The 14,488-nt window shown below is 71.5% G+C and carries 14 protein-coding genes; 5 read left to right on the top strand and 9 right to left on the bottom strand.

What is annotated here, in order from left to right; translation table 11 throughout:
* The 3 genes from JIW86_RS04675 to JIW86_RS04685 all read right to left on the bottom strand — a co-directional run bounded on the left by JIW86_RS04675 (nucleotide 1) and on the right by JIW86_RS04685 (nucleotide 1,977).
* On the bottom strand, nucleotides 1-1,437 hold the full coding sequence (locus JIW86_RS04675; RefSeq protein ID WP_257552639.1) for an MFS transporter: 1,437 nt from the start codon (nucleotides 1,435-1,437) through the stop codon (nucleotides 1-3).
* A gap of 64 nt (nucleotides 1,438-1,501) precedes the next feature.
* Nucleotides 1,502-1,756, bottom strand: a complete 255-nt coding sequence (locus JIW86_RS04680) for a LapA family protein (RefSeq protein ID WP_257552640.1) — start codon at nucleotides 1,754-1,756, stop codon at nucleotides 1,502-1,504.
* A gap of 11 nt (nucleotides 1,757-1,767) precedes the next feature.
* Complete coding sequence (locus tag JIW86_RS04685; RefSeq protein ID WP_257559639.1) at nucleotides 1,768-1,977, bottom strand: hypothetical protein; 210 nt, start codon at nucleotides 1,975-1,977, stop codon at nucleotides 1,768-1,770.
* Between the two features lie 84 nt (nucleotides 1,978-2,061).
* Between JIW86_RS04685 and JIW86_RS04690 the strand changes: the two genes are divergently transcribed.
* Nucleotides 2,062-3,438, top strand: a complete 1,377-nt coding sequence (locus JIW86_RS04690) for a (2,3-dihydroxybenzoyl)adenylate synthase (protein ID WP_257552641.1) — start codon at nucleotides 2,062-2,064, stop codon at nucleotides 3,436-3,438.
* A gap of 51 nt (nucleotides 3,439-3,489) precedes the next feature.
* On the opposite strand, the gene JIW86_RS04695 is transcribed toward JIW86_RS04690, so the two are convergent.
* The gene (locus tag JIW86_RS04695) at nucleotides 3,490-4,107 is read right to left on the bottom strand and encodes a TOPRIM nucleotidyl transferase/hydrolase domain-containing protein (protein ID WP_215140968.1); all 618 of its coding nucleotides are present in this window, start codon (nucleotides 4,105-4,107) and stop codon (nucleotides 3,490-3,492) included.
* A gap of 248 nt (nucleotides 4,108-4,355) precedes the next feature.
* Between JIW86_RS04695 and JIW86_RS04700 the strand changes: the two genes are divergently transcribed.
* Both JIW86_RS04700 and JIW86_RS04705 read left to right on the top strand, forming a co-directional pair.
* Nucleotides 4,356-5,111: a hypothetical protein gene (locus tag JIW86_RS04700; RefSeq protein WP_257552642.1), complete on the top strand. Its 756-nt coding sequence runs from the start codon at nucleotides 4,356-4,358 to the stop codon at nucleotides 5,109-5,111.
* 226 nt (nucleotides 5,112-5,337) lie between these two features.
* Nucleotides 5,338-7,998 (top strand): DEAD/DEAH box helicase, encoded by a 2,661-nt coding sequence (locus tag JIW86_RS04705; RefSeq protein WP_257552643.1) that lies wholly within the window; start codon nucleotides 5,338-5,340, stop codon nucleotides 7,996-7,998.
* A 49-nt stretch (nucleotides 7,999-8,047) separates the two neighbouring features.
* Here JIW86_RS04705 and JIW86_RS04710 read toward each other — a convergent pair whose 3' ends face one another.
* The 4 genes from JIW86_RS04710 to JIW86_RS04725 form a co-directional block, all read right to left on the bottom strand.
* Nucleotides 8,048-9,238, bottom strand: a complete 1,191-nt coding sequence (locus tag JIW86_RS04710; protein WP_257552644.1) for an FAD-dependent oxidoreductase — start codon at nucleotides 9,236-9,238, stop codon at nucleotides 8,048-8,050.
* Nucleotides 9,239-9,329: 91 nt separating this feature from the next.
* On the bottom strand, nucleotides 9,330-9,593 hold the full coding sequence (locus JIW86_RS04715) for a MarR family winged helix-turn-helix transcriptional regulator (protein WP_416237660.1): 264 nt from the start codon (nucleotides 9,591-9,593) through the stop codon (nucleotides 9,330-9,332).
* Between the two features lie 60 nt (nucleotides 9,594-9,653).
* Nucleotides 9,654-11,357 (bottom strand): MMPL family transporter, encoded by a 1,704-nt coding sequence (locus tag JIW86_RS04720; RefSeq protein WP_257559216.1) that lies wholly within the window; start codon nucleotides 11,355-11,357, stop codon nucleotides 9,654-9,656.
* On the bottom strand, nucleotides 11,354-11,932 hold the full coding sequence (locus JIW86_RS04725; RefSeq protein WP_257559640.1) for an MMPL family transporter: 579 nt from the start codon (nucleotides 11,930-11,932) through the stop codon (nucleotides 11,354-11,356). Before JIW86_RS04725 ends, JIW86_RS04720 begins: the two co-directional genes overlap by 4 nt.
* A 175-nt stretch (nucleotides 11,933-12,107) precedes the next feature.
* Here JIW86_RS04725 and JIW86_RS04730 point away from each other — a divergent pair, with 175 nt between their 5' ends.
* Both JIW86_RS04730 and JIW86_RS04735 read left to right on the top strand, forming a co-directional pair.
* The gene (locus tag JIW86_RS04730; protein WP_257552645.1) at nucleotides 12,108-13,280 is read left to right on the top strand and encodes a sensor histidine kinase; all 1,173 of its coding nucleotides are present in this window, start codon (nucleotides 12,108-12,110) and stop codon (nucleotides 13,278-13,280) included.
* Nucleotides 13,255-13,917 (top strand): response regulator, encoded by a 663-nt coding sequence (locus JIW86_RS04735; protein WP_257552646.1) that lies wholly within the window; start codon nucleotides 13,255-13,257, stop codon nucleotides 13,915-13,917. Before JIW86_RS04730 ends, JIW86_RS04735 begins: the two co-directional genes overlap by 26 nt.
* Here JIW86_RS04735 and JIW86_RS04740 read toward each other — a convergent pair.
* Nucleotides 13,805-14,470 (bottom strand): alpha/beta hydrolase, encoded by a 666-nt coding sequence (locus tag JIW86_RS04740; RefSeq protein ID WP_257552647.1) that lies wholly within the window; start codon nucleotides 14,468-14,470, stop codon nucleotides 13,805-13,807. The two genes, JIW86_RS04735 and JIW86_RS04740, sit on opposite strands and share 113 nt — an antisense overlap.
* Nucleotides 14,471-14,488: the final 18 nt, after the last annotated feature.

Genomic DNA, 14,488 nt, shown 5'->3' on the forward strand with positions numbered 1-14,488 from the left:
TCACGGCTGCTGCCGGCCCGCTTCCTGCCCGGCGTCACCGCGTGCCCGCATCGACAGGGGCGGGATCCTGCCGAGCACCACGAGCCGGTGGCGTACGGCCATGACGACGACCGCCGTGGCGAGGATGACCACCCCGCCCAGTCGCAGGATCGCGTCGTAGGCCTCCTCGGGCGGCCGCTGCGGCGTCATCGCCGAGATCCCCGCCGCCGTCCCTGCCAGGGCGATCGCACCCAGCGTGACCAGGAACGTCAGCAGTACGCCCGATGCCTCCCCCGCCCTGGCCGGCGGGACGACCTGCTGGGTCGCCACGCTGGAGAAGGTCCAGCCCAGCCCCAGGCCGAGGCCGCACCACGCGAACACCGGCACGTACAGCCACCAGGCCGTGACCAGCGTCAGCGCGTACATCCCCGTGCCCGCGACGGCCCCGGCCAGCGCCATCACCGCGGTCGGCCGCATGTGCTGGGCCAGCCGCGCCCCGAGCGGCCCGCTGAGCGCCACCAGCAGGGCCGGGGCCAGGAAGACCGTGCCCGCCAGGAGCGGTGAGAGCCCGCGTACGCCCTGGAGGTAGAGCGTGGCGAGGAAGACGGTGACGGCGTAGCCCATGTTCGAGAGCGAGCCCATCCCGGTCACCAGGACGTACGGGACGTTGCGGAACAGCCGCAGATCGATCAGCGGGTGGCTGGCCAGCCGCTCCCGCACCAGGAACAGCCCGCCGGTCACCACGGCCACCGAGAAGAAGCCGAGAGTGCGAGCGCTGTCCCAGCCCCAGGCGTCTCCGCGCTCCACGGCCATGGTGAGGGTGGCCAGCGAGCAGACGATCAGGGCGCAGCCGAGGAGATCGAGCTCGCGCGGCGCCGACGTATCGCGCGAGTCCGGCACGTAGACGAGAGCGATGAGCAGCGATATCAGGCTCAGCGGCGCCATCAGCCAGAAGATCCAGCGCCAGCCGGGCCCCTCGGTGAACCCTCCGCCCACGAAGGGCCCGAGCGCGGTCCCGATGTTGGCGACGCCGAATACCCCGCCCAGGGCTCTTGCCCGGGTCCGCTCGGGAAAGGTGTTGGTGATCACGGACACGGACACCGGGAAGACGAACGCCGCGCCCACGCCCTGCGCGATCCGGGCCGCCACCAGCAGACCGAGACCAGGAGCCAGCGCGCAGCCCACGGAAGCCGCCGTGAACAGGGCGATCCCGGCCAGCAGGGTGCCCCGCCGCCCGAAGACGTCCCCCACCCGGCCACCGACGATGAAGAAGCAGCCGATGGCGAGCATGTACGCGGACAGGGTCCACTGCGCGGCCGAAACCGTGATGCCCAGCTCCGCCGACATGCCGGGAATGGCGAGGTTGAGGGCGAAGAAGTCGAGCTGGATGCAGAACAGGGCGACGGCGACCGCAACGAAAGCCCCCGTCCGCGCCGCCGCCGAAGACTCAGCGCGCATGAGGGCGTTCCTCTCAGCCGACGCGTTCGGGGACAACGCGGATGGCCGCACGGTAGGGCGGCTGTCACCGCCTGGCCCGGCGGCGGGCGATGAACAGGCCGAGCACCATGCCCACCAACAGCGTCACCGTGAGGACGCACCACAGGGGGATCACGACCGTGGGGATCCACAGCCTGATGGTGACGGACCCGGTATTGGCGGCGATGAACCAGATGACGACGGCGGCCACGACGACCAAACCGAGGGTGCGCAACCGCATGTCCCGGCCCTTGACGGTCAGCGTCGAGGGGCGATGTGGCGTACCACCCTTCTGCGTCATACAGCCCATTATCAACCCGCATGCGCGATTGATCGACCGATGCCGGGAAGGCAGGCGGTCAGCGCCGCAAGCTCCGCGTCGGCGCGCTCGGCGACCAGGGCGAGGACGCGGCCGACGGCGGCAAGGTCCTCGGCGGGTATCCCGCCCCGGCTTGAGCCCCGACCATTCCTCCTGGTCAGCGGCGCGCATTGGTCTTTCTGCTGATCAAATTCAGCGTCCATGGTCTGGACAGCACATTGCGCATAGGGGTGTTGGCGGATTGGGTTGCCAAGGTCACGCATTGCGACGTTGGAGAACGGAAGCGAATGGCATCCATGCTCAAGGGCTGCACACCCTGGCCCGAGGAGTTCGTCGACCGCTACTGGGCGGCCGGGCACTGGCGTGGCAATACGCTGGACAACCTGCTGCGCGACTGGGCCCTGCAGTACGGACCGCGGACCGCGCTGGTGCACGGCGGCACCCGCATCACGTACGCGCACCTGAACCGGCGCGTGGACCGCATGGCCGCCGGATTCCGGCTGCGCGGCCTGCGGGCCGGGCAGCGGGTCGTCGTCCAGCTGCCGAACGTTCCCGAGTTCGTCATCAGCGTGTTCGCGCTGATGCGCGCCGGCGTGGTCCCCGTGTTCTGCCCCATCTCGCACCGCGCGTCCGAGGTGTCCCAGCTCGTGCAGGTCACCCAGGCCGTCGGCTACGTCGGCCCCTCGGCGTACCAGGGCTTCGACCACACGGCGATGACCGCGGACATCGCGGCCCGCGGGCCCTTCTTGAGGCGGGTGTTCACCCTTGAGGCGCCCGGCTCCTCGTCCCCGTACGGCGGCCTCACGACCGACCCGGCGGGCTGCCAGTACAGCCCGCTGGGCTCCATCGACGCCCCGCCCGAGCCGGCGCTTGCGCAGCGCGCGGACCAGGTGGCGTTCTTCCTGCTCTCCGGCGGTACCGCCGAGGCGCTCCAGCTCATTCCGCGCACTCACAACGACTACGCCTACCAGGCGCGGGCCGCCGCCGAGCTGGTGTCGCTCACCGAGAACGACGTGTATCTCGCCGCGCTGCCCGCCGAGTTCAACTTCACCTTCGGCTGTCCCGGCATCGTCGGCACCCTCTCCGTCGGTGGCACCGTCGTCCTGGTCGAGGACCCGCGGCCCGCCGAATGCCTTGCGGTCATCGGACGAGAGCGGGTCACCATCACGTCGGTGGTGCCTGCCGTCGCCCGGCTCTGGCTCGAGGCGCTTCCCACGGTCCAGGCCGACTTGAGCAGTCTGCGTCTCGTGCAGATCGGCGGCGCGCCCTTGGACCGGGCGACCGCCGAACGGGTGGGCCCCGAACTGGGCTGTCGCCTGCAGCAGGTCTTCGGCACGGCCGAGGGGCTGCTCACCCTCACCCGGCCCGCCGATCCGGACGAGACCGTGCTCACCACGCAGGGCCGCCCGCTCTCGCCCGACGATGAGATCCGCATCGTCGGCGTCGACGGCGAGGACGTGCCCGACGGGGAGCCCGGCGAACTCCTCGCCCGCGGTCCGTGCACCCTGCGGGGCTACTACCGGGCCCCCGACCACAACGCACGTTCGTTCACCGCCGACGGCTACTTCCGCACCGGCGCCCTCGCGCGGCGCACCCGGGACGGCAACCTGGTGGTGACCGGCCGCCTCAATGGCCCTCGCTCTCGGTCGACTTCCACGACCTGACGCGGACGTAGACGCGGAGCCGGAAGCTGTGCCTGCGTTTTCGTGCGTCGGTCACAGGCTCGTGAGGAGGTCGTCGAGCGGGGCCGGTACCTGTCCGGGGTCGAGGGCCTCCACCAGGAGCTGGCCGTAGCGGATCTTGCGCCCCTTCTTCGTGCCGAGGAAGCGCCGCAACTGCCGCTGCCGGGGCCGACCGTGGTGTGCGGGCTGGTGCAGGAAGGTCTGCCAGGCCCGCAGGTCGCCCTCGGCCCGGATGATCTCCTCGACCCGCGCCGTGCCCAGCGCGCGGATGAGTTCGTCCTCCAGGTCCGCCACGCACACGAAGAAGCCCTGGTGCGGCGCCCGGGCCCGCTTCAGGCCTTGGTCGTAGAAGCGCTGCTCGCGCTCGTCACACAGTCCCCTCAGACGAAGGCCAAGACCGGGCGGCCCGAGAAGACCGGCGTAGCGGCCGATGCTCATCGCCCCGCCCATCGGCACGACGCACACCCCTTCGGCCGCCAGGTCCCGGCCGCGCCGCGCGGCCAGCGCCTCGACGGCCGCGAGGTCGCTCGCTCCTTCCACCAGCACCGCCGTCCGCAGCCCCAGTTGCACAGCCAGATCCTTCGCCGGTTCGCCAGGACCGCCGGCTGCCCAGCGGCTGACCGCATCCCGGAATGCGCACATGTTCGCCATGGAGCGAGTCTGCACTTCCACCGACCGGCACGGCACGGAATATTCGATGGCGGCACACCATCGGACCGGCGACCTCCGTCACTACCCACCTGACCAACGGCTACGTCCGGTTCGGTGTCTCGCCGACGGGGATCTCGGGCTCCGGGTAGAACCGAATGGTGGGATCCTGCCAGAAGGGGAACTAAAGCCGCCTGCCGGTGAGTAGCATCCGGCAGCAACACCGTGAGGTACGAGGAAAGTGAGCCGCAATGGCCAACGAGCCCGACACCACGCCCATCCATAACCTGTACGCGCAGCGGTTCGCCGCCGATCTCGAGACCAACCGCAAGGAGCAGGAAGTCGTCTCCTCGCAGATCGCGGAACTCGATGTACGCCTGAAGCAGTTGAAGCAAGACGAGAGTTGGCTGTGCGGCATCCAGGGCGCGCTGCCTGCAGCCGCCGCGGAGGCCACCACAGCCCAGTCCCCCGCCGAAGACACCGCCGCCGTGCCAGCCGCATCGGCGGAGGCCGCCGTCGCCGGGACCGTTCCCAAGCCGCGCCGGGCGAGGCAGGCGAGCGGCGGGACGGCGCGCGGCAAGAAGGCGACGCAGTCGAAGAATCCTTCCGGCTCCGCCGCCCCGGCTGATGCGAAGGCGAAGGCCAAGACCACCACGCGCAAGCCCGCGACAGCGGCGGCGCAGAAGGCCACCGAGCCGGCAGCCTCGCCCAAGGCCGCGGAACCGCCGCTGCGTGAGCTCGTTCTGGCCCTTCTGGTCAGCGCGGGCGAGCCCCGCCTGGTCAGCGAGGTCGCCACCGAACTGGCCCAGGCCCACCCCGCCCGGCCCGCCTCCACTCAGGTGGTGCGCAACACCCTCGAAGCCCTGGTCAAGAAGGGGGCCGTCGAGAAGGAGCACAAGCAGGGCTCGGTGATGTACACCGTGCCCCAGCCCGCGGCGGCCGAGCCGACGGGCGAGGCCGTCCCGGCCTCCGACGCGACGGAGGAGAAGGTGTCGGCGGACGTCTGATCCGTCATCGGCGCGCCACAGGCCGCGCGACGCTTGCCGACCGTTTCGTGGCCGAGCAGAACCGCCGCCCCCCTTCGTGGGGGCGGCGCGCGTCATGCAACGAGACCCGGTGGGTGATGGTCGGCGTACGACCGCATCAACATGTCACCACCGCCGTTCAGGACATACGCTCACCAGCAACGACGACGACAAACTCACACGCGGCGTCGCAAAGGCGGGATTGAGCATGGTACGGATGGAGCTTCGGCCGCATCAGCGTGAGGCCGTGGACGCGGTACTCAAGGCACTGGAGATGCCGGCTTCGGGCCGGCTCCCGGGCCAGGGGCTGCGCACCCAGGTGGTCATGGCCACCGGCTCGGGCAAGTCCCTGGTGGCGGCCAGGAGCGCGGCGGAACTGCGCGCACGCCGGGTGCTGGTGCTGGTGCCGTCGCTGGATCTGCTGACCCAGACAGAGGCAGCCTGGCGGGCGGGTGGTCGTACCGGCCCGGTGCTGGGGGTGTCGTCGCTTCGCGAGTCCGAGGCCGGATTCGCGAACACCACCGCCCCGGACGAGCTCGTACGCTGGACTGCGCACCTGGAGCAGATCACGGTCTTCTCCACATACGCCTCACTCGGACTCGGGACCCTGGAGCGCGCACACCACGCAGGTCTGCCGGCCTGGGATCTGATCGTGGTGGACGAGGCGCACCGGACGTCCGGGCGGATCGGCAAACCCTGGGCAGTGGTGCACGACAACGCCCGGATCCCGGCCGCCCGTCGGCTGTACATGACCGCGACTCCGCGGTTGTGGCAGGACGGGGAGGCCGAGCAGGATCAGGGCACGCCCGGTGAGCTCGTCGCGTCGATGGAGGACGACGAGAACGGCACCTTCGGTGCCCGCTGCCACACCCTGACCCTGTCGGAGGCCATCGACCGGAAGGTCGTCGCCCCCTACCAGGTCATCGCCGTCGACGTAAGCGACCCGGGCCTGCAGACCACACAGCTCCTCGGCGTCGAGCAGCGCTCCGACCAGGTCCGCGGTGCCCGGCTCGCCGCCCTGCAGACCGCCCTGGTCAAGGCCGCCGCCGGTGGGAAGTTCCGCCGCACGCTCGTCTTCCACCACCAGGTCAAGGAAGCCGAAGCCTTCGCCGCCGGCCTGCCCGATGTCGCCGCGCAGCTCCACGCCCTCGACCCCGGACTGTATCCGGCGTCTGTGTGGGCGGACTGGGTGTGCGGGGAACACCCGCCCCTCTACCGGCGCCGGGTCCTCGAGGACTTCGCCGACGGCACCGCGGCCGACGGGACGGAGGTCGACAAGACGTTCCTCAGCTCCGTTCGGGTACTCGGTGAGGGTGTCGACACCGCCACCTGCGACAGCGTGTTCTTCGCCGACCTGCGCGGTTCCATGCCCGACCTCGTCCAGGCGGTGGGCCGGGCGCTACGCATGCAGCCCGGCGAAGGGAAGACCGCCTCCCTCGTCGTCCCCGTCCTGCTGGGGCCCGGCGAGACGCCGGACGACATGCTCACCTCCCGCTCGTACGCCGACCTCGTAAAACTCCTCGAAGCACTGCGCGCCCACGACACCCGCATCGTCGAACGACTCGCGGAACCCCAGGCACCCAGCCGCTACACGCCTCTCTCCGAAGCCGAAAAGCCGGTGGAGTGGCACCCGGACGCCGGAGGCATCAGCGGCCCCGCCCATGCACTCCTGCGCTTCTCCACGCCCCGCAACCCCGCCAAACTCGCGGCTTTCATCAAGCTGCGCGTGCTCGAGCCGGAGAAGACGCACTGGCTGCGCGGGCTCGAAGCCGCGATGCTCTATCGCCAGGAACACGGCGATCTCCGCGTCCCCTTCACGTGCAAGGCCCCCACGTCCGAAGAGCAGGAGCAGGACCAGAAGCAGAGGACCGAAGCGGCTCTCGACGCACTGGAACACGCAGTCGTCGCGGACGAGCAGGAAGCGATCGACGAGACCCTGCTCGAGGCGGCGGCGGACGCCGAGGAACACCCGGTACGGTGGCCCGCCTCACTCGCCGGGTTCCCCCTCGGTCAGTGGATCGCCGACGCCCGCCGCAACCGCGCGGCCGGCCGTCTCGAACCCGGCAGGGTCAAGGCACTCGACGAGCTCGGCATGGTGTGGTCCGAACGCGACACCGCCTGGGAGGAAGGCATCACCGCGGCACGGGGGTGGGCCCAGGAACACGGGCACCTCCTCGCACCCGTCGATGCCGTCTGGCACGGGCAGCCCGTCGGAATCTGGCTCAAGAACGCGAGGGCGGCGGCACGGCGGATCATCCAGAACCAGCAGCGTGAAGCCGAGGGGCTGGAGCCCCTGCCGTTGGCGTGGTCGATGTCCCCGGAACGGCGCGAGCAACTGGACGAGATCGATCCGGCCTGGTGCGCCGTCTGGCCGGTCGCCTGGCAACGCTGCTTCACCCTCGCACGCCGTCACCTGGAAGCCGGCGGACAGCTGCCTAGGGCACCCGGCGAGGCCACCGTCCAGGGCGAGGACCTCGGCCAATGGGTGACGGCGCAGCGCTACGGATGGGACAACCTCGCGGTCGGGCAGCAGTGGATGCTGGAGAACATCCTCGGCGTCCAGCCGGCCACCCCGCAGGAGAAGGCGAAAGCCGTGGGGCGGATCAGCCAAGCCGACAAATGGACCGTGAACGTGACGGCGGCCGCCCAGTTCTATGAACGGGAGGGCCACCTCACGGTCCCCCGCAAGCACGTCGAACCCGTGGCAGTCGACGACCGGGGACTGCCCACGGGAGAGCCCGGACGTGGTCAGGAAGTACGCGACATCAAGCTCGGCGCCTTCATCGCCAACTGCCGGGTGAGAAGGGCTTCGCTGAGCGAGGAACGCATCGGACAGCTCGACGCCATCGGGATGAGATGGGCCGCCTGAACCCTTGGGTACGCCAGGACTTCGACGACAGAGACCGGGCGGGGCCCTGCTACCCGGGGAGGCGGAAGCCGTTGAAGAGGTCGTCCATGCCGCGCAAGGCCAGGCGGGCGGGGGTGACACGGACCGCGAGGTCACGGGCCGCCACCGCGAGCGGGTTGCGGAGGGCGCCCAGGCGGCCGACCCGGCGGGCGCGGACGCGTACGGCGTCGGTGCGGTCGCGGCGGGCGGCGGTGTACGCGGCGAGGGCGGCCGGGACGGAGTCCGTGCTGTCTCCGCCCTCTCCCCTCTCCCCGGCGGGAAGCAGGTGGGCGAGGACCGCCGCGTCCTCGATGGCCTGGCAGCCGCCCTGGCCGAGGTTGGGCGCCATGGCGTGGGCGGCGTCGCCCAGCCAGGCGATCCGGCCGTGGTGCAGGCGTGGGAGCGGGGCGGCCAGGTCGTAGAGGTCGTTTTGGAGGACGTCGGCGGGGTCGAGGCGGCCGACGCGGTCCAGCAGGGCCGGAATGGGGTCGTGCCACGAGCCGAAGCGGTGGCGGAGTTCGGCGCGGGGGTCGGCTGACCGGGTGCCTGCCGGGACGACCGCGGTGGCGTAGAGGTAATACCGGCCGTCGGAGAGCGGGGTCACGCCGAACCGCTCGCCCCGCCCCCAGGTCTCGCTCATGGCCGGTATACGGAGGTCCGGGGCGTCCACGACGGTCCGCCAGGCGGTCTCGCCGACGTAGTGCAGGCCGGGGTGGGCGGGGAAGTACGCCCGGCGCAGCGGGCTGTGGATGCCGTCGGCGGCGACGACCAGATCGGCGGGAAGGGCCGGGCCGGCTGCCGTACGGACGGTCGGGCGGCCCGCTGCGTCGTCGACGGCGGTCACGGCGGTGCCGTAGCGAAGGGCGTCCGACGGCAGTGCGGCGGCCAGGGCGGCGGTGAGGGCCGGGCGCGGAACGGCGATCGGAGGCATGCCGTAGCGAGCCGCCATGTCGGCGGTGGCGCTCCGGGTCAGCCACTGGCCGTCGGAGCGGCGCACGCCCATCGTCGTGGGTACGGCGCTGCCGACGGCGCGGGCGGCGTCGACGCCGATGGTGTCGAGTGCGCGCAGGGCGTTGGGGGCGAGGCCGATCCCGGCGCCCGTGGTGGGGGGTTCGGGGGCGCGTTCGCAAACGGTGACGTGCCAGCCTCGGCGGTGCAGTGCGATGGCGGCCGTGAGGCCGCCGATTCCGGCCCCGACCACCACCGCGTGACGTTTCGGCATGGAACACCTCTCCGTTCGGTTTGGGCGTCCTCTACAGCTGCAGAGCCCTCACTCTACAGCTGTAGAGCGAGGGTGCTGCGCCGACGCCGGCTCACGGAGCGGTGACGGCCTGCTCCAGCAGGCCGTGAAGCGCGCGATGCTCCTGCGAAGTGAGGCCGGAAAGCCGGGAGTCCACGGCAAGGAGTGCGAGGAAACGTGTCCGCAGTGCGGCGCCCTCGGCAGTGAGGACGAGGTGCTTGGCGCGGCGGTCCGTGGGGTGCGGGTGGCGCTCGACCAGGCTCTGCTTCTCCAGCTTGTCGACGACGAAGGTGGTGTTGGAGGGCTCGCAGCTCATGCGTTCGGCGAGCTCCCGCATGGTCACCGGCTCTGCGATGACGACTCACAGGAGAGAACCCATGGCTGACTTGACGGTGGCTCAGGACGGACGACTGCGCCGGCCGGCGGGAATCCGCTCGATACGGCTGGGCGACACGAAGGTGTCGTCGGTGCCGACCGGGCCGCGGGGAAGCATCCAGTCCAGCCACTTCGGCAGCCACCAGTTGGTCCGGCCGAGGAGTGTCATGGTCGCCGGTACCAGCACCATGCGTACGACCGTGGCGTCGATGAAGATCGCGGTGGCCAGGCCGAGCCCGAACATTTTGGTGGAGGGGTCCTCGGCGACGGCGAAGGACAGGAAGACCGCCACCATGATGAGGGCGGCCGAGGTGATGATCCGGGCGGTGCCCGAGACGCCCTCAACGATCGCCGTGCCGTTGTCGCCGGTGCGCAGGTACTCCTCGCGTACGCGGGAGAGGAGGAACACCTCGTAGTCCATCGACAGGCCGAACAGGATGGCGAAGAGGAACATCGGGATGAACGACACGATCGGAACCGTCGCTTCCAGCCCGATGAGTGCGCCTCCCCAGCCCCACTGGAAGACCGCGACCATGATGCCGTAGGCCGCGCCGATGCTCAGCAGATTCAGCAGTACCGCCTTGAGCGGTACGAGTATCGAGCGGAAGACCAGCATCAGCAGCAGGAACGACATCGCCAGCACGACGGCGACGACCACCGGCAGGCGTTGGCTGGTGCGTTGGCCCACATCGGACAGGCTCGCGGCGGCGCCGCCGACGTGGGCCCTGGCCGGGCCGTGCCCGATCGCCGTGGGCAGCACGTCGGTGCGCAGCCGGGCGATGGTGTCGGCCGTGGCCTTGTCCTGAGGGCTGGTGGTCGGGAACACCACGAGGGTCGCGATGCCGGTGGCCCGATCGATGTGCGTCGGCGCGACGGATGCGATGCCCGGATCCGCCGCGACCGTTGCGACGAGTCGGTCCAGCACTCCCGGATCACCGGTGGGGTCCGCGGCGATGACGAGGGGACCGTTGATGCCCGGGCCGAACCCCTCGGCGACGAGGTCGTAGGCCCGGCGCTCGGTACGGCTGTGGGGCAGTGAGCCGTCGTCGGGCAGACCGACGCGCAGGCCTAGCACGGGAAGCGTCACGGTCAGCAGCAGCCCCGCCGCGCCGACCGCGTACGGCACCGGATGCCGGCTGACGTGCCCGATCCAGCGCCACCAACCGGCGGCGTCGGCGGCGCCCGCCACCGTGTCCCGCTGCCGTGCGAGTCGGCCCGGCTTCCCGGTCTGCAGAGCCCGGCCGATCCGGCCGGCCCGGGCCAGGCGCGGGCCCGCCGCGCCGAGGAAGGCTGGCAGCAGCGTCACCGACGCGAGCACCATCGTCAGGACGACGATCGAGACGGCGAGCCCGCCCACCGTCATGAACGGCACGTTCGCGACCGCCAGGCCGAGGATCGACACGACGACGGTGCCGCCAGCGAAGACCACCGGCCGCCCCGCCGTTGCCACCGCTCGTCCGGCCGCCGCCTGCGGATCGAGCCCGCACGCGAGGTACTCCCGGTGCCTGGCGAGCACGAACAGCGCGTAGTCGATGCCCACTCCGAGCCCGACCATGCTGCCCAGGACCGGTGCGAAGGTGGGGACCTCCGTCACCCCCGCCAGTACCGTCATCGTGGCGACCCCTACGGTCAGCCCGAAGACCGCCATGCCGATCGGCAGCGCGGCGGCGACGAGCGAACCGAACGCCAGGAACAGGATCGCGGCCGCGGCGAGGAGGCCGATCAGCTCGCTCGCGCCGCCGTCGGGGTCGGAGAAGGCGTAGAAGAGGTTCCCCCCATCTCGATGCGCAGCGGCAGCTCGGCGCGCAGCCGGTCGCCGAGATCGACGAGGGCGTCGAGGTCTTCGGCCGACAGCCGGCTCTGGTCGGGGTACTGCACCCGGACGACCGCGATCCGCCCGTCGGCCGAAACGAGGCCGCCGCGCACGGTGGTGTCCCCGCCCGTGTCGAGCGCCCCCGCCGGGTCGCTCGTGCCGAGCACGTGCGGCAGCCGCTTCACCTCGGTCTGCAGCCGCGTGAGAGCGGTGCGCGCGCTGTCGTGGTCGAAGAACGTCGCACCGTCGTCGAGGGGTGTGACGACCACTTGGGCGGTCATCCCCTCCTGGCCGGTGCCTGCCCGCTCGATCAGTTCCGCGGCCCGTTGGGAGTCCAGTCCCGGAGCGGTCATCGAGTCCGCGGTCCGCCCGCCGAAGGCGACCGCTGCCAGGACGGCGAGCGTGGCGGCGATCAGCCATGCCGCGATCACCCGCCAGGGATGGCGGGCGGCGCTTGTGCCCAGGCGCAACAGGGCTTTCGAGAGCATCGGGTCCTCCAACCACCTCGTCGGCCGTCCTTGTACGGCCGCCGATCCCGAGGCTCGTCGCCACGGCGCTGCGCGGCATCGGCCCGCGGGCCGCAGATCCGTCGGCCCCCGGGCGGAGTGACGACCCGTCCTTTCGGCCGATGCGCGGCACGCCGCGGTCCCTAAGCTGAGAACCGTGCTCCGAGACGACCTGCGAACCCTGTGGACCGAACCCCGGCCGCCCGCCGCGCCCGCCCGGGTGCGGCGGGACTGGGCGCTGCTCGCCGCGGGCCTTGCCGGTGTGGCGCTGGAGGCCACCCTGCGCGAGAACGTCGTGTGGCGGCCGGTGGCGGTGGTGGTCACCGTATGGCTGTGCCTGCTGCCCCTGTGGCGCCGGACCCGCCCGCTGGCGATGGTGACGCTGGCGTTCGGCTCGGTGATCCTGCTTCCGGTGGCCTCGCTCGTCGCCGCACCGCGCGAACCCGTCGGCCTGTACACCGGCGCGGTCGTGCTCGTGCTGGTGTACGCGCTGCCCCGGTGGGGATCGGGACGCGAGATCGTGCTGGGCGGCGCGGTGATCCTCGCGACCGGCGCGCTGTGTGTCGTCACGGACGGGACCCCGGTCGTCGAAAAGGTCGTGGGCTTCGTCTTCCTGCTGCTGCCCGGCGTGCTCGGGGCTGCCGTCCGGTTCCGGGTGACCGCTCGCGAGCGGCAGTTGGAGCAGGTGCGCTCCCGCGAGCGCGAGCAGCTCGCCCGGGAACTGCACGACACGGTGGCCCACCACGTGTCGGCCATGGTGATCATCGCCCAGGCGGGCCGGGTGCTCGCGGGCACCGACCCGTCCGCCGCCGTCGAGGCGCTGGAGGGGGTCGAGGAGGAAGGGGCGCGCACGCTGGAGGAAATGCGCGCCATGGTCGCCGCGCTGCGCGACCTCGGGGTCGGCGCCGAGCTGGCGCCCCCTGCCGGAGTCGCGGATCTGGAGCGCCTGGTGCGCACCCCTGGTGGCCGCCTCAGGGTCGACCTGGGGCTCGACGGCGAACTGGACGCACTGCCCCCGGCCGTGGACGCGGCCGTTTACCGGATCGTGCAGGAGTCGGTGACCAACGCGCTGCGCCATGCGGTCGACGCGACCGAGCTCGTCGTTCGGGTCACCGCGGAACGGCACACGGTACGGGTGAGCGTGCGCGACAACGGCCGGCGCACCGGCCGGGGTCGCGACGGATACGGACTTACCGGACTGCGCGAGCGCGCGACCCTGCTCGGCGGCACACTACGAGCCGGGCCGGGTACCGACCGGGGCTGGGATGTCGAAGCCGAACTGCCGAGAGCGAGGAGCGAGAGCGGTGTCCATTCGCGTCCTCGTCGCTGACGACCAGACGATCATCCGCACCGGGTTGCGGATCATGCTGAACGCCCAGCCCGGCATCGAGGTGGTCGGCGAGGCCGCCGACGGGCGGGAAGCGGTACGCCTGGCCCGCGAACTACGCCCCGACGTCTGCCTGTTCGACATCCGCATGCCCGTACTCGACGGGCTCGAGGCCACCCGGCTGATCGCCGGCCCGGGCGTCGCCGACCCGCTGGTCGTGGTCGTCATCACCACGTTCGACCTCGACGAGTACGTCTACGGCTCACTGCGTGCCGGCGCCCGCGGATTCCTCCTCAAGGACACGGGACCGGACCTGCTGGCGCAGGCCGTACGGTCGGCGTCCGACGGTGAGGCGCTCATCGCGCCCAGCGTCACCGTCCGTCTGCTCCGGGCATTCGCGGACCTGCCCGCCGGCCGGCCCGTGGCCCAGCCGGTCTCCCCCGTCACCGCCCGGGAGGAGCAGGTGCTCCTCGCCGTCGCTCGCGGGCTGACCAACACCGAGATCGCCGATGCACTGCACATCAGCCTCAGCACGGTGAAGACGCATCTGGCCAGCCTGATGGCCAAACTCGGCGCCCGCAACCGGGTCGAGATCGCGATGTGGGCCTACGAAACGCGCCGTATCCTCCCCGGAACCTGAGCCGGGTGCCGGGCCATGTCCCATGAGTCCCCGCCGGGACATCAGTGAGGGCGACGGCGGCGGCCAGGTTGCCTCCGGCGCTGTCGCCGGCCACGGCGAGGCGGTCGCGGCGGCCGCCGTAGTCGTCGATGTGGTCGGCGACGTGGTGGGCGGCGGCGAGGCAGTCGTCGTAGGCGGCGGGGAAGGGGTGCTCGGGGGCGAGGCGGTAGTCGACGGCCACGACCACGGTGTGCACGTCGCGGCACATCCGCCGGGTGACGTCGTCGTGGGTGTCGAGGTCGCCGGTGAGCCAGCCACCGCCGTGGAAGAAGACCACCGTGGGAACGGGTCCGCCGCCTTCGGGCCGGTAGACGCGCACGGGGATCTGCCCGGCAGGGCTGGGGACGGCGGTGTTCTCCACCGAGCCGACCTCGATCGGCTCCCGCAGTGCGACGCCGGCGCCCATCCGGCGGTTCGCCTCGCGCAGCACCTCGGGGTCGGTGTCGATGACCCGGGGGACGGGGTGGGCGTTGACCTGGTCGAGTATGGCCGCGATGGACGGGTCGACGGGCATGGGAGGCACCTTTCCTTC

Origin of the sequence: Streptomyces sp. NBC_00162, assembly GCF_024611995.1 — a bacterium.
In the GTDB taxonomy this organism is placed as follows: Bacteria; Actinomycetota; Actinomycetes; order Streptomycetales; family Streptomycetaceae; genus Streptomyces.

Excerpts from the sequence above, each read along its gene's own strand:
- JIW86_RS04740 (WP_257552647.1), bottom strand. The coding sequence starts at position 14,470 with ATGCCCGTCGACCCGTCCATCGCGGCCATACTCGACCAGGTCAACGCC.
- JIW86_RS04715 (WP_416237660.1), bottom strand. The coding sequence starts at position 9,593 with ATGCGGGAGCTCGCCGAACGCATGAGCTGCGAGCCCTCCAACACCACC.
- JIW86_RS04680 (WP_257552640.1), bottom strand. The coding sequence starts at position 1,756 with ATGACGCAGAAGGGTGGTACGCCACATCGCCCCTCGACGCTGACCGTC.
- JIW86_RS04695 (WP_215140968.1), bottom strand. The coding sequence starts at position 4,107 with ATGGCGAACATGTGCGCATTCCGGGATGCGGTCAGCCGCTGGGCAGCC.
- JIW86_RS04700 (WP_257552642.1), top strand. The coding sequence starts at position 4,356 with ATGGCCAACGAGCCCGACACCACGCCCATCCATAACCTGTACGCGCAG.
- JIW86_RS04685 (WP_257559639.1), bottom strand. The coding sequence starts at position 1,977 with ATGGACGCTGAATTTGATCAGCAGAAAGACCAATGCGCGCCGCTGACC.
- JIW86_RS04725 (WP_257559640.1), bottom strand. The coding sequence starts at position 11,932 with ATGCTCTCGAAAGCCCTGTTGCGCCTGGGCACAAGCGCCGCCCGCCAT.
- JIW86_RS04690 (WP_257552641.1), top strand. The coding sequence starts at position 2,062 with ATGGCATCCATGCTCAAGGGCTGCACACCCTGGCCCGAGGAGTTCGTC.
- JIW86_RS04705 (WP_257552643.1), top strand. The coding sequence starts at position 5,338 with ATGGTACGGATGGAGCTTCGGCCGCATCAGCGTGAGGCCGTGGACGCG.
- JIW86_RS04710 (WP_257552644.1), bottom strand. The coding sequence starts at position 9,238 with ATGCCGAAACGTCACGCGGTGGTGGTCGGGGCCGGAATCGGCGGCCTC.
- JIW86_RS04675 (WP_257552639.1), bottom strand. The coding sequence starts at position 1,437 with ATGCGCGCTGAGTCTTCGGCGGCGGCGCGGACGGGGGCTTTCGTTGCG.